This window comes from Pedobacter psychroterrae (assembly GCF_004331695.1).
Taxonomy (GTDB): Bacteria; Bacteroidota; Bacteroidia; order Sphingobacteriales; family Sphingobacteriaceae; genus Pedobacter; species Pedobacter psychroterrae.
In genome coordinates this window covers 706,790-723,098 of record NZ_SJSL01000001.1, presented here as the reverse complement: position 1 = coordinate 723,098, position 16,309 = coordinate 706,790, and the positions used below count along the sequence as shown (strand labels likewise).

Sequence of the window (16,309 nt, the reverse complement as noted above, 5' to 3'; positions counted from 1 at the left end):
CCAGCTATTTCAATTTTGTACTAACCCGCTCTGAGAAAGGGCATCAAATTTAAAACAATGAACTTATTCGACGTATACCCATTAAATAATATAGAAATTACCAAAGCATCAGGCAGTACTGTCTGGGATGCCGCAGGACAAGAATACTTAGACCTTTATGGCGGCCATGCCGTTATCTCCATAGGTCATACCCATCCGCATTATGTAAAGCGACTGACAGAGCAGCTGAATAAAGTTGGTTTCTATTCGAACTCAGTGCTGATACCGCTGCAGGTACAACTTGCCGAAAAACTAGGAAAGGTATCAGGCAAAACTGATTATCAGTTGTTCTTATGTAATTCAGGAGCTGAAGCCAATGAAAATGCTTTAAAACTCGCCTCTTTCTACAATGGCAGAAAGAAGGTAATTGCATTTAAAGGAGCCTTTCATGGTAGAACATCTCTGGCTGTTTCGGCAACGGACAATCCTAAGATCATTGCCCCGGTAAACGAAACTGATAATATCATCTTCCTGCCGCACAATGATCAAGCGGCACTGGAAGCTGCATTTGTACAAAATGGCAATGAAATCGCTGCGGTTATTATAGAAGGCATACAGGGTGTAGGCGGGATTAAAGAGGCTTCCATTAGCTTCCTTCAGAAGATCCGTTCCTTATGTGATCAGTACAATGCAGTGTATATTGCAGACAGTGTGCAGTGTGGTTATGGCAGAACAGGACTTTTCTATTCTCATGACTATGCCGGTGTTGAAGCCGATGTATATACCATGGCAAAAGGAATGGGCAATGGATTTCCAATAGCCGGCATATCAATAGCCCCTAAGTTTAAACCATGGCATGGAATGCTGGGCACTACTTTTGGTGGAAATCACCTGGCCTGTGCTGCAGGATTGGCCGTATTGGAGATCATTGAGCAGGATAACCTGATGCAGAATGCGGAAGAAGTAGGGGCTTACCTGATCACCGAACTTAAAAAGATCGAAGAAGTAAAAGAAGTGCGCGGAAGAGGCTTAATGATCGGGATCGAATTGCCGGAAACATTGCCAAACGTAAAGAAAGACCTGCTGTTTAAGCACAAGATCTTTACCGGAGAAGCCAAACCAAACGTAATCAGATTATTACCTGCTTTAAATCTGACCAAAGCTCAGGCAGATCAGTTTTTGAATGAATTTAAAATTGCATTAAAAGGATGAACCAGTTTACCTCAGTACACGATGTGCATGACATCAAACAATTGCTAAATGATGCACTTACCATAAAGGAAAGCCCATATGCGCTACAGCACCTGGGAAAGAATAAAACCCTTGGGCTGGTATTTTTAAATCCCAGCCTGCGTACGCGTCTGAGCACCCAAAAGGCGGCACTTAACCTGGGCATGAACGTAATGGTGATGAACATGGACAAAGAGGGTTGGGCATTGGAAACGCAGGACGGCATCGTGATGAATGGCACCACGGTAGAGCATATCCGCGAAGCGGCAGCTGTAATGGGCCAATATTGTGACATACTTGGTCTGCGTTCCTTCCCTAAACTGGTAAACAGGGATGAAGACTATAATGAAGATTTCTTTAGTAAATTCATCAAATACTGCGGAGTGCCTGTGGTAAGCTTAGAAAGTGCCACGCGTCATCCTTTGCAAAGTCTGGCTGATCTGATCACGATCAAGGAAACCTGGAAAGGTGAGGCTAAGCCAAAAGTTGTACTGGCCTGGGCACCGCACATCAAGGCGCTTCCGCAGGCAGTGCCTAATTCTTTTGCCGAGTGGATGTGCAAAGCACAACAAGATGGGATGATCGATTTTACCATTGCTCAGCCAGCGGGTTATGAGCTGAATGAAGATTTTACACCAGGGGCTACCATCACGCACAACCTGGATGAAGCTCTGGCAGGTGCAGATTATATTTATGTGAAAAACTGGTCTAGCTATAAGGAATACGGCAAAGTGCTTACTTATCCTGAAGGATGGATGCTGAACAATGATAAATTGAAGGGCACCAATGATGCCAAAGTAATGCATTGCCTTCCTGTACGCAGGGATCTGGAGCTGTCTTCCGAAATACTGGACGGGCCGAATTCCCTGGTGATTCATGAGGCGGGGAATCGCTTATGGGCTGCGCAGGCAGTATTAAAGCAAATGTTAGAAGCACTGTAAATTCAGGATGACCTTGGGAATAATAAATGAAAGCATTAAGTATCATAAAAATTGGCGGCAACGTCATTGACAATTCAGAAAAGCTGCACCAGTTTCTGCTGGATTTTACAGCCCTGCCGGGCGATAAGATCCTGATCCATGGCGGGGGTAAGATCGCTACAGAACTTGGCGTGTCATTAGGCATTGAAGCCAAGATGGTAGATGGCAGGCGCATTACCGATATCGATACCCTGCGGATCGTTACCATGGTCTATGCCGGACTGATCAATAAAAATATGGTGGCCCAGTTGCAGGCCAAAGGCTGTAATGCAATAGGCCTGACAGGGGCGGATGGCAACATCATCAAGGCTGTCAAGCGCCCTGTTAAGGACATAGATTATGGCTTTGTTGGTGACCTTGATGCTACATCAGTTTCTTCACAGACCTTGGACAGCTTGTTGAAATCGGGTCTGGTGCCCGTGCTTTGTGCCATTACCCACGATGGGGATACCCAGTTGTTGAATACCAATGCAGATACCATTGCCTCTGCGGTAGCAGTAGCGATGTCGGCCCTGTACGAGACTTCGCTGATCTATTGCTTTGAAAAAAGAGGGGTGATGCGGGATATAGATGATGACAACTCCCTTGTCCGGGAAATCAGGATGAACGAATTTGAATCATTACAAGCAGATGGCATAGTTTCAGGAGGAATGATCCCTAAATTGCATAATGCTTTTGAAGCAATAAAAAGTGGGGTAAATGCAGTATACATCGGCAAGGCCGATGAACTGTCGCAGATAGACCAGCAAAATTTTGGAACCAGATTAATCAGATAGACATGAACCAGTTTAAAGGCAGCATAGCCATTTTAGGAAGCGGAAATATTGGCATCTCATTGGCCAAAGGACTAGTTAAGGCCAATTATGCACAACCCCGGCAGATTAGCTTAACAAGGCGCAACATTTCTAACCTGAGCAGTTTGGCAGATCAGGGCTTTGTGGTTAGTGCAGACAATGCGGCTGTAGTTGCAGGTGCGGACATTATCGTGCTGGCGGTATTGCCTCAGCAGCTCAATCACTTATTAGATCAGATCCGTCCTTCGGTAGATCCTGCTAAACATGTTTTCATTTCTGTGGCTTCAGGTGTTAGCTGTGCGGATATCAGCAATAAATTGGGTGAGCAGGTGCAGGTAGTAAGGGCGATGCCCAATACGGCAATTGCCATTGGCCAGTCCATGACCTGCGTAGCTACCGACAGTGCAAGCAAAGAAAATGTGGAAGAAGTGATCAGGATGTTTGAGACAGTGGGTTCGGTGGTAAAGATCAATGAAGACCTGATGACCTCCGCTACAGCCTTGTGCGCTTGTGGTATTGCTTTCTTTTTACGTGCCATCAGGGCAGCTTCACAAGGAGGGGTTGAGATCGGCTTTCATGCAGATGAGGCTTTGAAAATGGCTGTTCAAACTGCCAAAGGAGCGGCCGATCTGCTGTTGCAAATGCAGTCACACCCTGAACAGGAAATAGATAAAGTTACTTCACCAAAGGGCTGCACCATTGCAGGATTAAATGAGATGGAGCATAATGGCTTCAGTTCATCATTGATTAAAGGCATCAAGCTGTCTGCTATAAAAGCAGGTGCTTTATACACAAAAGAATAATATATGATAGAACAACTGCAAAACGAAAGTTTAGAATTGTTAAAGCAATTGATAGCCATCCAGTCCTTTAGCAAAGAGGAGGATAAAACGGCTGATCTGATTGAGCAATTTTTGCAGCAGCGAAATATACAGACACACCGTAAGCTCAATAATATCTGGGCCTACAACAAGCATTTTGATGCGGCTAAGCCTACGCTTTTGCTTAATTCGCATCATGATACGGTAAAGCCAAATTCAGGTTATACGCGAGATCCATATGATGCCGCAGTGGAAGATGGCAAACTATACGGCTTGGGGAGTAATGACGCCGGGGGATGCCTGGTATCACTCATCGCCACTTTTCTGTATTATTATGATCAGGAAGCCCTGAAATACAACATTTGTCTGGCTACTACGGCAGAGGAAGAGATCTCCGGAAATAACGGACTGGAATGTGTATTGCCTGATCTCGGGCAACTGGAATTTGCCATTGTTGGCGAGCCTACCCAAATGAACCTGGCCATAGCAGAGCGCGGACTGCTGGTGCTGGACTGCACTGTAACAGGCAAAGCCGGCCATGCAGCCAGGGAAGAAGGAGACAATGCCATTTACAAAGCACTTAAAGATATTGACTGGTTTAGGAGTTATCGCTTTTCAAAAGTTTCAGAAGTATTCGGTTCTTTAAAAATGACCGTTACCATTATCAATGCAGGTTCACAGCACAATGTAGTGCCCGCTACCTGTACGTTTACTGTTGATGTGCGCGTAACAGATGCCTATACTAATGAAGAAGTACTGAAGATCATCCGCACCAATGTAGACTGTGAGGTAAAACCAAGGTCTATCCGCTTAAAACCATCGTCAATAGATAAAGCCCACCCCCTGGTACAAGCAGGTATTGCTTTGGGCAGGACAACTTATGGATCGCCTACTACTTCAGATCAGGCTTTGCTGAGCATTCCTTCACTGAAGGTCGGTCCCGGTGATTCTGGCCGCTCGCACATGGCAGATGAGTATGTCTATGTAGATGAAATAGCCGAGGGGATAGACTTGTACATTAAGATGCTTGATCCGGTACTCAAGGGATAGATTGCTTAGCGTATAATTGTCCGGAAGGTCAGGTTCACTCTTGGTGTCATGATTTTTTTCGTTGGAGGTAACCTGTGCAGCCAATGGGTTTGGGTATCATCCTTCATTACCAGTATGCTTCCGTGTTCCAGAAGTAAAGACATCGTTTCTTTGCTTCGTTTGTGTTTAAATGAGAATTTCCTTTCGGCGCCAAAGCTCATGGAACCAATAGCCCCATTCTTTTTCAGGTCTTTTTCTCCATCGCTGTGCCATGCCATGCCTTCATCGCCACGATGGTAGAGATTGAGGAGGCAAGAATTATAGCTTTCTCCTGTTTCCTGCTCTGCGATGGATTTTAATTCCAGCAGATCCTTAGTCCAGGGTAGGGCCTGTTTGGTGATATTGGAATAGGTATATTCAAAATCATGATCTCCATACCAGGCTACTTTTCTTTTGGTAAGGATGTGCCGTCCAAAAATGACTGCTTCATCTTGTTTCCAGGAAACGTTGTTTAATAATGCTTCAAGGTAATAATCGGCCTTTTCTAAAGGCATAATTTTACCATAGTAAATTACCGTGCCGTCATAGGCCAGGAGATTTGTTTTTTCCATCGGAGATTAGGTTGGATTTTTTGTATTTACAAATATCTATTAATCCAGCTTACATAAAACCCGAAACTTGCGGTATGCTCTCAATCTTCTTTTTAAATCTGCCAATACCATATCGCTTATTTCTGTTCCAATCCAGTGTTTTATCTGGTCTTGTATTCAGTGAAAGATAATTGCATAATTGATAAATATCTAGTCCAACTTTTTTCCAGAAATAGTTGGACTAGACTTGGACTCAACTTGGATTCAACTTGGATTTACTATTTTGACAGATTAAACAAAAGACGATAGCTTTCTAGTTAGTTTCTACTATTGAATGACGAACTTTCGGCCTTCATCCGCTAACTGTTACGTAGCCAGGTATACGGCTTCCTGTTTTTAAGGTAATCCGGATCCAGGTCATTGGCATATGCTTCTTTTTCAAAGCAAATGTTAAAATAGGCCTTGCTGCGGTTTTGGTATTTTATCAGATTTACGAAGTAATGAAGTAGATAAAGCACATAAAAAGGAAGGATCAATAGTTCCAGTTGTTGCTTAAAATGGATCTTTTCGTGCCTTATAATCGCTTCGTTATATTTAATGCTTTTAGTTTTAAATAGCATAAAAGGGTAGAGCGCCATTGCCTGGGCAGGAAGTTTGGAAAAGATAACAGACCAGTATTTCATACTCAATTCGAAGATAGCTGGATTAATTCACCAATGCAACAAGGAGGATAAGCTTTCTTAAACTTAGCACGGTATGGGAACGGGACAAAACGGATATAGGGGTATAGTCGTAAAATATAATTATGTGTACGTTATTCTTGAAAATTCGATTATTTTTAACTTTCTAACCATCCAAATATGATCCGAAAATTATTTCTGTTGCTGTGCGTATTGATAGCCCTGCCGGCATATCTTGTTCAGGCTCAGGAAGCTTCTGCAAAACGCCCCAATATTGTGATTTTTATTGCGGATGATCTAGGAGCTGTCGATATCGGTCCTTATGGCAACAAAATAGTGCGGACACCCAATCTGGATGCTTTTGCCATAGAGTCCATGCGCTTTACACGTGCCTTTGCAGGATCGCCTACCTGCGGTCCTTCCCGCAGTACGATCCTTACCGGGCTGTACCCTTTCAGACATGGCGGACATGGCAACCACAGTGCGGTAAAGCATGGTACAATTTCCATAGTGCAGCAATTGAAGCCACTGGGCTACCGGGTGGCAATAGCCGGTAAGCTGCATGTGGGGCCGGAAGCATCTTTCCCTTTTGAAAGGATCTCCCACTCTAATGTGATTGAACCAGGATTTGAAAAAAAGCCAGGACTTAATTACGATCTGAATATGACTGTGGTAGAGGAATGGATAGCGGGACTTAAAAAAGATGAGCCTTTTGTACTGATTGTTTGTGACCATAGTCCGCATGTGGTATGGCCGGAAAAAGCGACTTATACCGCGAAGGAGGTCAATATTCCGTCAAAGCACATTGATACCGAAGATACCCGCAAAGCACGTGCACGATATTATACCGACATTACGAAGATGGACAACAATATGGGCAGACTGATGAATAGTTTGAAAAAGAACGGTTTGCAGGAGAATACGATGGTCATGTTTACAGCCGATCAGGGTCCGCAGTGGGCATTTGCCAAATGGAGTTTGTATGATTATGGGATACAGGTGCCTATGATGGTACGCTGGCCCAATGTAGTGAAAAAGGGCAGCACAGCAGATGCTATGGTATCCCAGGTTGACATAGTGCCGACCTTGCTGGATATCACGGGGGGCAAATCGCCGGTAGAACTAGACGGCAGCAGTTTCTTTGATGTGCTGAAAGGAAAAGCAACTTCGAATCAGGTATATGTATACGCCACTCATACGGGTGATAACCAGATGAACCGCTCGCCGGCCCGTATGGTGCGCACAAAGCAATTTAAGTACATCCTGAACCTTGCGCCGGAGATCGAGTTTAATACCCATATGAACAAAGCGACCGACCATGACGGTGGACGGGAATACTGGCCATCATGGATAGACAAGGCCAAAAGTGATACCCATGCAAAACAGGTACTGGATCTGTACCATCACCGGCCAGCAGAGGAGCTTTATGATGTGATAGCTGATCCTGAGGAGAAACATAGCCTGGCTGCCGATCAGAAATACATCGCTACTTTAAAGCTGCTTAGGGGAAAAGTGGCTGCCTGGAGGAAACAAGAGGGCGACTTTGAGACCGGGCCGGAAAAGGCCGCCGATCCGAATGTAAAGAAGCCTAATGTACCTTATGTGTTCCTGGATTGAAATGACAGAATTAATGTTTGTTTTAACGCAGGTGCTTATTTAAAGTTGATTGTACAGTTGCTTTATTGGGTTTAGAGACAGGAATTTTATCTCCATTGGTTAACAGGAGCGTACCCCCGTCTTCCTTGATCCAGCTCTTTACAAACAGGCTGTTGACCAAATGGCTCTGATGTGTGCGTAAAAATCCAATGGGTTTTAAAAGTTCTGAGTACTCTTTAATGGACCGGGATACCATAATCTTATCGTTATTGGCAAGATAGAAGAGGGTGTAGGAATTGTCAGCTTCACACCGAATGATGTCGCTGATAGCTACATAGCGTATTTCATGAAGTTGAGGCAATGCTATTTTTGCTGGTGCGGCTTCTTCATTTTTCAGGTGGCTTAATAGAAAATTTAACTGCTGTGTTTTCTGTTTAGCCATCAGTTTGTCTTCTGCTTTATTCACTGCCAGCACCAGTTCAGGTATTTCTACCGGTTTGAGCAGGTAATCGAGGGCAGCGAATTTTATAGCTTCTATGCCATACTTGTCAAACGCGGTGACAAAAATCACTTCAAAATCTTTGGTTGGCAATTGCTTTAGCAGATCAAATCCCGATTGCAGACCCAGCTGTATATCCAGAAAGATTAGGTCAGGCTGCTCTGAACCAATCTTTTCAAGAGCATTTTTAACAGTGTTGGCAGAGCCCGCGATGATTACACGCGGGCAATAAGTATTAAGCAATGTGCTGAGATTTTGGATGTTTGACTGTTCGTCGTCTACTATCAGTGCCTTCATGGTTATAACCAGTTCTCTAAAATAATGGTAACAGTGGTGCCTTTTGTTCCTGAGTCAATGGTCATTGAAACAGGGCATTCTTTGTACAGTTGGTTCAATAATTCAATTCTTTTTTTGCAAAGTTTGAGGCCGAGGCCTTCATAGGTTTTGTGCGTGTCAAAGCCTTGGCCATTGTCTTTGAGCGATAAGATAACATTTTTTTGATCGGCTTTTAATTCTATCAGCAGTTTGCCCTTGTCCTGCAGAATCGCCATGTTGTGCTTTATTGCATTTTCTACAAAGGGCTGTAGCAGCATGGCCGGAATTTCGGTATTAGGGAAATTTGTATCGCCGATGATGTTTATCTCGTAGGTAAACTGAAACCGTAGGCTTTCCATGGTTAGGTAGTCGTCCAGCAGATTTCGCTCATCCTGGATGCTGATCAATTCCTGGTCATTTAAGATGTTTCTTGTTAGCCGAGCGAACTTGTTCAGATAGGAATTTGCCTTCTCGGTTTCATTTTGATTCATCAGATTCTGTATGCCACTGAGTGAATTATAGACAAAATGCGGATTGAGTTGGGACCGAATCTGGTCAAGCTCCCCCTTGGCGGCTTCTGTTTTAGATTGGGCCTGCATTACTTTTTTTCGTGTCTTTTTCTTGTTGCGCTCAATGATTAACACGGCAATACATATGGCAGCCATAAGAATTATCATCGCTATGATGCCCATTTCTCGTATTGAAAATACACCGGGAAGAGATGCTACATTAAATGACATTTGACCTTTGCTGTTAATAATATGAGCCGAACTCTCAAGTGTGTAACGATGGCCTAGCAGAATAGGATCTGGTATAATCTTTATTTCATAATCACCCAATTCGCCAAAGTAGCTTTTGTCAATAAAAATGATCGGGTTACCGTCACGGGTGTTATAGTCCCAATTGTTATTTGGGACGTAGCGATATTGCAACTTAGTCTTTTCTACTTGGTTAAATACGTATACCTGATAAGCGAAGTCCAGGTCTGTTTTCTTGACAGACAATGCAATTCCATTGGTTTTTTCATCAACAAAAATCTCTGGGTAATAACCCAGATCCATAACTTTTCTATGTCTTATTTTGCTGGTCCGGTCATCGGAGATCAGACGTTTTGTCAATATTTTTATTCGCTCAAATGGTTTGTTATAGATGATGAGTGTAGTAATCCTATCTACTTCAGGCAAGCGATATATCTTTATAGTGATTTTTTTGCCGGTAACCTCCGGTATTTGTAGGTTCATGGTAAGATGTCCCGGTAAATCGCTTCCGTCTGGCCAGGCAAAATCAATTTTCCTTAGGGTGTTATTGCTAATAATTACGTTTGTGTCATTTTCAATAATTGAATAACGGTAATACTTTAAACTATCTTTTTTGAGTCGGGTCGTTACCTCAACCTGTTTCGCACCGTCCAAAAATACAATGCTACCAAGTGGGTCGTTGGGAATTTGATTGAACGGTCTAATTGATTTGGTATGTTTATCGGCCTTTAGGAACAATGTGATTTTTGATCGTAGCTGAGTAACGCCAAAACTATTCAAATTGCCATTTGCATCTAAGGCGGTGGGTGTGTCACTAAGAGGATAAGTTCTTTCTTGGTCGGTGACAACTTGGCCGGTGACAACTACACATATGAGGGATGATAGAAATATAATAATTAATGTTTTCATGGTTTGCGGTTTAAATATGGCTTAAACCTGCGATAAATATCTGCTTTTGAAAACACATAACTTGTAAGTGAGGAGACTAAACCCATAAATTGGCAGATTGGACTTGAATCTGAAATCGACCATGTAAGTTTTATCGCCATAAAGAAACTTTCACAAGGAAAATAAGTAATTATTGTATTTTTGCTGAATGAAGATCTGGCAAAAAAACGTAAACGTAAATAAAGACATAGAAACTTTTACCGTTGGTAAGGACAGGGAACTGGATTTGCAAATGGCTGCTTTTGATGTGCTGGGCTCACTGGCACATGTGGAGATGCTGGAAAGTATAGGTTTGCTTACCGCTGATGAACTTGCCTCCATTCAAAAGGAACTGAAGAATATTTACGCCGAAATAGAAGCCGGAGACTTTACCATCGACGATACGGTAGAGGATGTACACTCGCAGGTAGAGTGGTTGCTAACTCAAAGAATTGGCGAGGCTGGTAAGAAAATTCATAGCGGACGCTCGCGAAATGACCAGGTGCTGGTAGACCTTAAACTCTTTTTCAGAAACTGTATTGAAGAGATGGTGGGCAATACATCGGTATTGTTTGGCCAACTGATTGAACTGAGCAATACACATAAAGATAAACTGCTGCCGGGATATACGCACTTGCAGATCGCTATGCCTTCTTCTTTCGGCCTGTGGTTTGGCGCCTATGCAGAGAGTTTGGTAGACGATATGGAGCTGATGTTGGCAGCCTATAAGATCTGCAACAAGAATCCATTGGGTTCGGCAGCAGGCTATGGCTCTTCTTTTCCGTTGAACAGAACGATGACTACGGAGTTGCTTGGATTTGAAAGCTTAAATTATAATGTAGTATACGCCCAGATGGGCAGGGGCAAGACGGAGCGCATACTGGGACAGGCGATGTCTTCTATTGCAGCTACACTGGCCAAAATGGCCATGGATGTATGCTTGTTCATTAACCAGAATTTCGGCTTTATCAGTTTCCCTGATGAGCTGACTACAGGTTCGAGCATTATGCCACACAAAAAGAACCCTGACGTTTTTGAGCTGATCCGTTCGCGTTGCAATAAGATCCAGGCTTTGCCTAATGAGATTGCGATGATGACCACCAATTTACCCTCGGGCTATCACCGTGATCTTCAATTATTGAAAGAGAACCTTTTTCCGGCAATGACTTCTTTGAATGAATGCCTGGAGATGACTACTTTCATGTTGCAAAATATTAGTATAAAAGACAATATTCTGGACGATAAAAAGTATGCTTATTTGTTTAGCGTAGAGGTAGTGAATGAGCTGGTTTTAAAAGGAGCGCCTTTCAGAGAAGCCTACAAAATTGTAGGCGATGCCATAGATAAAGGCACTTTTGAGCCTGGAAAAGCAGTACACCATACCCACGAGGGCAGTATCGGCAATCTGTGCAATACAGAAATTGAAGTGATGATGGGTGATGTGCTTGCACAGTTTAAATTTGAAAAGACACAAAACGCGATTCAGAAATTGCTGGCTTAGAATAATCAGGACATTATGCTATTTATTTAAACTCTGAAGTCTTATGAAATTCGATATCCGGATAATCTCTCATGGTCATATTGATCATGAATTCATTATCGGCCAGGTATACCGGGTTTCCGTCTTTATCTTCACCAATGTGCTGCTGTTTCCGCTTTAAAAACTCCTCCAGTTTTTTCGGGTCTTTAGATGTTACCCAGTTTGAACGGGTATAGCTCAGCATCCTGAAATGGGCTTTTGCACCATATTCATGCTCCAGCCGGAAAGCAATTACTTCAAACTGCAGGTCTCCTACAGCGCCGATTACTTTACGGTTGCCGGGCTGCATTACAAACAACTGCGCTACGCCCTCCTCGGTAAGTTGCTGTAAGCCTTTTTCCAGCTGCTTGGTCTTTAATGGATCTCTGTTCTCTACTTCCTTAAATATTTCAGGAGAGAAGCTTGGAATGCCCTTAAACTGAAGTTTCTCACCCTCAGTGAGTGTGTCTCCGATCTTGAAGGTTCCACTATCATACAGGCCTACTACATCACCTGGCCAGGCCTCTTCTACAATGCTCTTTTCATTGGCCATGAAATCCATTGGGTTGGAGAACTTGATCTTCTTGTTGTTGCGTGTGTGGAAGTAGAACTTATTTCTTTCAAACTTGCCCGAGCAGATCCTTAAAAAGGCAATTCGGTCCCGGTGGTTAGGGTCAAGGTTGGCATGGATCTTAAACACAAAACCTGTAAAGTTTTTCTCTGTTGCCAGTACCTCGCGCTCTTCAGCCTCCCTGGCCTTTGGGCTAGGGGCGATGTTTACGAAGGTATCCAGTAATTCTTTGATCCCAAAATTGTTGATGGCACTACCGAAAAATACCGGAGCCAGTAGTCCTTCCAGATACATTTCCTTATCAACAGCACCATATACGCCCTCCACCAGTTCCAGGTCTTCTTTGAGTGCCACGAGCGTTTTTTGTGGTAAGAATTTATGAAGATTTTCATCGTTCAGGTCACTTACCTCGATCACAGGCTCGCTGATCTTGGTCTTATCTGGCTCGAACAGGTTTAAGTGTTTGTTGTATATGCTATAAACGCCTTTAAAGGTATGGCCCTGACCGATAGGCCACGAAAGCGGGCAGAGGCTAATATTCAGCTTGTTTTCTATTTCATCCAGTAGGTCAAACGCATCTTTACCTTCGCGGTCCATTTTATTGATGAAAATTATGACAGGTGTATTTCGCATGCGACATACAGACATCAGTTTTTCCGTCTGCTCTTCCACACCTTTCACACAGTCTACCACCAGGATTACGCTGTCTACTGCCGATAGCGTACGGTAAGTATCCTCAGCAAAGTCTTTGTGGCCCGGTGTATCGAGTATGTTGATCCGCTTATTATTATATTCAAATCCCATTACAGAGGTAGCTACAGAAATCCCCCGTTGCTTTTCAATTTCCATGAAATCTGAAGTGCTGCTTTGATTGGCCTTGTTGCGCTTTACTGCCCCGGCGGTATTGATCGCTCCTCCAAACAGTAAGAATTTTTCTGTTAGTGTGGTTTTGCCCGCATCCGGGTGACTAATAATGGCGAATGTTTTGCGTTTTTCTATTTCCGGGTGAATCATATAACGTTTAAGCCTGTTGCTTGGTAAAAGGCTGCAAAGATAACTATAATATACAAAAGAAAAACCGGCTTATTAGACCGGTTTTTCAACTATATATATTTATTTAACCTCTTCCTCTGCTTTCCCTGGAAGAACTTTCTCTTCCACTACCTGAACTACTGCGGCTTTCTGAACTCCTGGCAGGCCTGCTTGGTTCTGCCCGCTGTTGCCTTGGTTGTTCTACACGCTGCGGTTGTTCAGCTCTTTGCGGTTGCTGTTGCACCCTTTCCTGGCGCTGTGGCTGTTCCTGACGGGGTTGTTCCACACGTTGCGGCTGTTCAGTTCTTTGCGGTTGCTGTTGCACCCTTTCCTGACGTTGCGGCTGCTCTTGTCTTGGTTGTTCCACACGTTGCTCCTGTCTTGGTTGTTCCGTGCGTGCGGATTGTTCTGCACGTTCCTTTGAAGGTTGCACTACACGTTCAGCCCTTTGTGGCCTGGTTCCTTCTGTAACCCTTCCACTTTCGCGCTGCGAATTGTCTCTGGGAGTAGCTACACGCTCAGGTCTGCCATTTACAGTACCCTGATCACCTCTGCTTTGTACCCTGTCAGGAGCTTCTCCTCTTCCGGCCGCAGATACCCTGTCTGGTCTTGCAGTAGCATAACCTTCTCCTCTAACCACCTCTCTCGGGCCTGTGTTTGCACTTGGCCTGCTGCTTCTGGTAGGTGTATACAGATCGATCCTGTTGTTGCTAACGTTTGTTCTGCTAGGCCTGCTGGTTCTGTTTACTGTATATACAGGCACATCACTTCTTGTATACCTTCTGATATCATCTGCTCTCGGGCCGGTATAATAATGGTTCCTGTTTCTGGTATACACATTATTGATAATGGTAGTATTGTGTATGATTGTTACATTTCTGCGCGAATAATACCTTGGGAAACTACTGTAATAGATGTTTCTATTCGGAACAAATACCCACCAAAGATCAGGAATGTTGAAGTTTACGTTGATATTCATGCCAGGTCCCATTGGGGCCCATCCATAATACCCTCCACCTGTTCTCCAGCTTACCCATGCAGGTCCCCATACAGTGTCGGGAATCCATACCCATTGATTATAACGGTTATACACCCATCGTCCATAATGGAAAGGAGCCCATCCCCAGTTATAGTTGGACACCCAGGTGTTTCCATATTCTGTCATTGCCCAACGTCCGTTTGTGTAGTAGGGCCTAAACTCTCCCTGGTCTACGTCCGGTCTCCATACATACCCATACTGCGAGTCCTGTATCCAGGTGCCATAAGGAGATAATTCGTCATAAAATGATTGCAAGGAGATGTCCTCGTCTTGTGCCATAACCTTTTGAGTGGTCCCGGTTAGAAGGAGCATGAGCCCCAGCACAATAGCCGGTAATTTGATCATGTGTTTCATTTTGTGTGTGTTTAATTTACCTAACGATCTTTATATATCAATTTGAGTTCCAATACCACCCAAAGTTTAATTGTCTAAGAAATATTACATTATGATAGTGCTTTATAACGTAATTATATTGGTTTAAGTGTGTTTATGACAAGTATAAAATTCGCCTGCACCAACGAATACTATATTACAAGTTACGCATTATACTATAAAAGACGATGGAAAATATCAAAAGGTTACACAGCTTTTATAATATTTAAGCCGGTATGTGCGCTTTACAGGAAATTATTTTCTTCTTTTGTACACAAAATAAGTTCACACCAATGACCAAAGGCACGTTATTTCTTATCCCGGTTCCCTTGTCTGATAATTCAGCACATAAATCTTTTACAGCTTATCTTGGAGATACCATCAATTCTATCGGCACTTATATAGTAGAAAACGAAAAAACTGCCCGTAAGTTCTTGAAGGAAGCAGGTATAAAAATACCTCAGAGCGATTTGGTGATCCACGACTATGGAAAACATAAACGTAATGATTCTATGGTTCCTTACTTTAAAGAGCTGATGACCGGCAAAGATGTAGGACTGATGAGTGAAGCCGGTTGCCCCGGTATAGCAGATCCAGGTGCTGAAGTAGTGCTTGAAGCGCATAAGCGTGGTATAAAAGTGGTGCCTTTAGTTGGCCCCAGTTCTATTTTGCTGGCACTGATGGCCTCGGGCTTCAACGGACAGAGCTTTACTTTTAATGGTTACCTGCCTATTGATAAAGCGGAGCGGGGCAAAAGGATTAAGGAACTGGAGCAGATAGCGGAAAAGAATAAGCAGACCCAGTTGTTCATTGAAACCCCTTTTCGAAACAATCACCTGTTTGAAGATGTGTTGAAAAATACTGCCGCACAGACTTTACTTTGCGTGGCCACCAACCTTACGGGCGAAGATGAATATGTAAAAACGATGTCAATAGGCCAATGGCGCCAGGAACGGATAGACCTTCATAAAAAACCGACCATATTTTTATTGTACAGGGCCTAACGGTACATGTTTTTACCTTCTATAAACGCGAGGACTTTATCAGGCACAAAATACTGTACATTCTTGCCTTCTTTTATGCCTTTGCGCACAAAAGTGGATGAAATGTCCATTTGTGGTGTGTCGGTAATCACAATAGAAGGATGATCGCGCCATTCAGACAGGTCTACGCCAGGTCTGGGGTAAACGTAAATCTGGTAATTTTTAAGCAATACTTCGTAGTTCTTCCATTTTCTGAAAGATGCCAGGTTATCTGCCCCCATGATCAGTGCAAACTCTTTACCTGGATATTTTTCTTGTAAATAAACTAAGGTGTCTATGGTGTAGGAAGGCTGTGGAAGTCCGAATTCTATATCAGAAACTTTGATTTTACTTGCGCTTTCAGTAGCCAGCCGGGCCATTTCAAGCCTGTCATACATATTGCCCAGGCCGGTCCTGCTTTTTAAAGGATTGTGTGGTGATACGACTAGCCACACTTCTTTTAAACCTGTAAATCCGGCCATATAGCTGGCAATAATCAGGTGCCCGGTATGTATGGGATTAAAGGATCCAAAAAACAAGCCTGTTTTCATTGTCT

Annotated in this window: 15 protein-coding genes; 8 read left to right on the top strand and 7 right to left on the bottom strand. The window is 43.4% G+C overall.

Annotated features, from left to right (window positions below):
• Window positions 1-57 precede the first annotated feature (57 nt).
• Genes EZ437_RS03045 through EZ437_RS03025 form a run of 5 tightly spaced genes read left to right on the top strand, consistent with a single transcriptional unit; the run spans window position 58 to window position 4,854 of the window.
• Entirely contained in the window at window positions 58-1,191 is a 1,134-nt protein-coding gene (locus EZ437_RS03045; RefSeq protein ID WP_131593117.1) for an aspartate aminotransferase family protein, read from the top strand.
• Window positions 1,188-2,150: a Rossmann-fold NAD(P)-binding domain-containing protein gene (locus EZ437_RS03040; RefSeq protein WP_131593115.1), complete on the top strand. Its 963-nt coding sequence runs from the start codon at window positions 1,188-1,190 to the stop codon at window positions 2,148-2,150. The genes EZ437_RS03045 and EZ437_RS03040 overlap by 4 nt, the downstream gene beginning before the upstream one ends.
• Before the next feature lie 26 nt (window positions 2,151-2,176).
• Window positions 2,177-2,965, top strand: a complete 789-nt coding sequence (argB, locus tag EZ437_RS03035) for an acetylglutamate kinase (RefSeq protein WP_131593113.1) — start codon at window positions 2,177-2,179, stop codon at window positions 2,963-2,965.
• A gap of 2 nt (window positions 2,966-2,967) precedes the next feature.
• The gene (proC, locus tag EZ437_RS03030; RefSeq protein WP_131593111.1) at window positions 2,968-3,786 is read left to right on the top strand and encodes a pyrroline-5-carboxylate reductase; all 819 of its coding nucleotides are present in this window, start codon (window positions 2,968-2,970) and stop codon (window positions 3,784-3,786) included.
• A gap of 3 nt (window positions 3,787-3,789) precedes the next feature.
• Window positions 3,790-4,854: a M20 family metallo-hydrolase gene (locus EZ437_RS03025; protein WP_131593109.1), complete on the top strand. Its 1,065-nt coding sequence runs from the start codon at window positions 3,790-3,792 to the stop codon at window positions 4,852-4,854.
• A gap of 5 nt (window positions 4,855-4,859) precedes the next feature.
• On the opposite strand, the gene EZ437_RS03020 is transcribed toward EZ437_RS03025, so the two are convergent.
• Complete coding sequence (locus EZ437_RS03020) at window positions 4,860-5,444, bottom strand: alpha-ketoglutarate-dependent dioxygenase AlkB family protein (protein ID WP_131593107.1); 585 nt, start codon at window positions 5,442-5,444, stop codon at window positions 4,860-4,862.
• Window positions 5,445-5,782: 338 nt separating this feature from the next.
• The gene (locus EZ437_RS03015) at window positions 5,783-6,106 is read right to left on the bottom strand and encodes a hypothetical protein (protein ID WP_131593105.1); all 324 of its coding nucleotides are present in this window, start codon (window positions 6,104-6,106) and stop codon (window positions 5,783-5,785) included.
• A 177-nt stretch (window positions 6,107-6,283) separates the two neighbouring features.
• On the opposite strand from EZ437_RS03015, the gene EZ437_RS03010 reads away from it, so the two are divergent.
• Window positions 6,284-7,720 (top strand): sulfatase family protein, encoded by a 1,437-nt coding sequence (locus EZ437_RS03010; protein WP_131593103.1) that lies wholly within the window; start codon window positions 6,284-6,286, stop codon window positions 7,718-7,720.
• Window positions 7,721-7,742: 22 nt separating this feature from the next.
• Here EZ437_RS03010 and EZ437_RS03005 read toward each other — a convergent pair whose 3' ends face one another.
• Both EZ437_RS03005 and EZ437_RS03000 read right to left on the bottom strand, forming a co-directional pair.
• Window positions 7,743-8,495 carry a LytR/AlgR family response regulator transcription factor gene (locus tag EZ437_RS03005; RefSeq protein ID WP_131593101.1) on the bottom strand — a complete coding sequence of 251 codons (753 nt, stop codon included), beginning with the start codon at window positions 8,493-8,495 and terminating at the stop codon, window positions 7,743-7,745.
• A 2-nt stretch (window positions 8,496-8,497) separates the two neighbouring features.
• Window positions 8,498-10,180, bottom strand: a complete 1,683-nt coding sequence (locus EZ437_RS03000) for a sensor histidine kinase (protein WP_131593099.1) — start codon at window positions 10,178-10,180, stop codon at window positions 8,498-8,500.
• A gap of 187 nt (window positions 10,181-10,367) precedes the next feature.
• Here EZ437_RS03000 and argH point away from each other — a divergent pair, with 187 nt between their 5' ends.
• Window positions 10,368-11,699: an argininosuccinate lyase gene (gene argH / locus EZ437_RS02995; protein ID WP_131593097.1), complete on the top strand. Its 1,332-nt coding sequence runs from the start codon at window positions 10,368-10,370 to the stop codon at window positions 11,697-11,699.
• 22 nt (window positions 11,700-11,721) lie between these two features.
• Here argH and EZ437_RS02990 read toward each other — a convergent pair whose 3' ends face one another.
• A complete protein-coding gene (locus EZ437_RS02990) occupies window positions 11,722-13,302 on the bottom strand; it encodes a peptide chain release factor 3 (RefSeq protein ID WP_131593095.1) in 1,581 nt (526 codons plus the stop codon).
• Window positions 13,303-13,405: 103 nt separating this feature from the next.
• On the bottom strand, window positions 13,406-14,713 hold the full coding sequence (locus EZ437_RS02985; protein WP_131593093.1) for a DUF6600 domain-containing protein: 1,308 nt from the start codon (window positions 14,711-14,713) through the stop codon (window positions 13,406-13,408).
• 311 nt (window positions 14,714-15,024) lie between these two features.
• On the opposite strand from EZ437_RS02985, the gene EZ437_RS02980 reads away from it, so the two are divergent.
• Complete coding sequence (locus tag EZ437_RS02980; RefSeq protein ID WP_131593091.1) at window positions 15,025-15,735, top strand: SAM-dependent methyltransferase; 711 nt, start codon at window positions 15,025-15,027, stop codon at window positions 15,733-15,735.
• On the opposite strand, the gene nadD is transcribed toward EZ437_RS02980, so the two are convergent.
• Complete coding sequence (gene nadD / locus EZ437_RS02975) at window positions 15,732-16,304, bottom strand: nicotinate (nicotinamide) nucleotide adenylyltransferase (protein ID WP_131593089.1); 573 nt, start codon at window positions 16,302-16,304, stop codon at window positions 15,732-15,734. The genes EZ437_RS02980 and nadD overlap by 4 nt on opposite strands.
• Between the last annotated feature and the right edge of the window lie 5 nt (window positions 16,305-16,309).

Coding starts and splice junctions, on each gene's coding strand:
- EZ437_RS03045 (WP_131593117.1), top strand. CDS start 58: ATGAACTTATTCGACGTATACCCATTAAATAATATAGAAATTACCAAA.
- EZ437_RS03040 (WP_131593115.1), top strand. CDS start 1,188: ATGAACCAGTTTACCTCAGTACACGATGTGCATGACATCAAACAATTG.
- argB (WP_131593113.1), top strand. CDS start 2,177: ATGAAAGCATTAAGTATCATAAAAATTGGCGGCAACGTCATTGACAAT.
- proC (WP_131593111.1), top strand. CDS start 2,968: ATGAACCAGTTTAAAGGCAGCATAGCCATTTTAGGAAGCGGAAATATT.
- EZ437_RS03025 (WP_131593109.1), top strand. CDS start 3,790: ATGATAGAACAACTGCAAAACGAAAGTTTAGAATTGTTAAAGCAATTG.
- EZ437_RS03020 (WP_131593107.1), bottom strand. CDS start 5,444: ATGGAAAAAACAAATCTCCTGGCCTATGACGGCACGGTAATTTACTAT.
- EZ437_RS03015 (WP_131593105.1), bottom strand. CDS start 6,106: ATGAAATACTGGTCTGTTATCTTTTCCAAACTTCCTGCCCAGGCAATG.
- EZ437_RS03010 (WP_131593103.1), top strand. CDS start 6,284: ATGATCCGAAAATTATTTCTGTTGCTGTGCGTATTGATAGCCCTGCCG.
- EZ437_RS03005 (WP_131593101.1), bottom strand. CDS start 8,495: ATGAAGGCACTGATAGTAGACGACGAACAGTCAAACATCCAAAATCTC.
- EZ437_RS03000 (WP_131593099.1), bottom strand. CDS start 10,180: ATGAAAACATTAATTATTATATTTCTATCATCCCTCATATGTGTAGTT.
- argH (WP_131593097.1), top strand. CDS start 10,368: ATGAAGATCTGGCAAAAAAACGTAAACGTAAATAAAGACATAGAAACT.
- EZ437_RS02990 (WP_131593095.1), bottom strand. CDS start 13,302: ATGATTCACCCGGAAATAGAAAAACGCAAAACATTCGCCATTATTAGT.
- EZ437_RS02985 (WP_131593093.1), bottom strand. CDS start 14,713: ATGAAACACATGATCAAATTACCGGCTATTGTGCTGGGGCTCATGCTC.
- EZ437_RS02980 (WP_131593091.1), top strand. CDS start 15,025: ATGACCAAAGGCACGTTATTTCTTATCCCGGTTCCCTTGTCTGATAAT.
- nadD (WP_131593089.1), bottom strand. CDS start 16,304: ATGAAAACAGGCTTGTTTTTTGGATCCTTTAATCCCATACATACCGGG.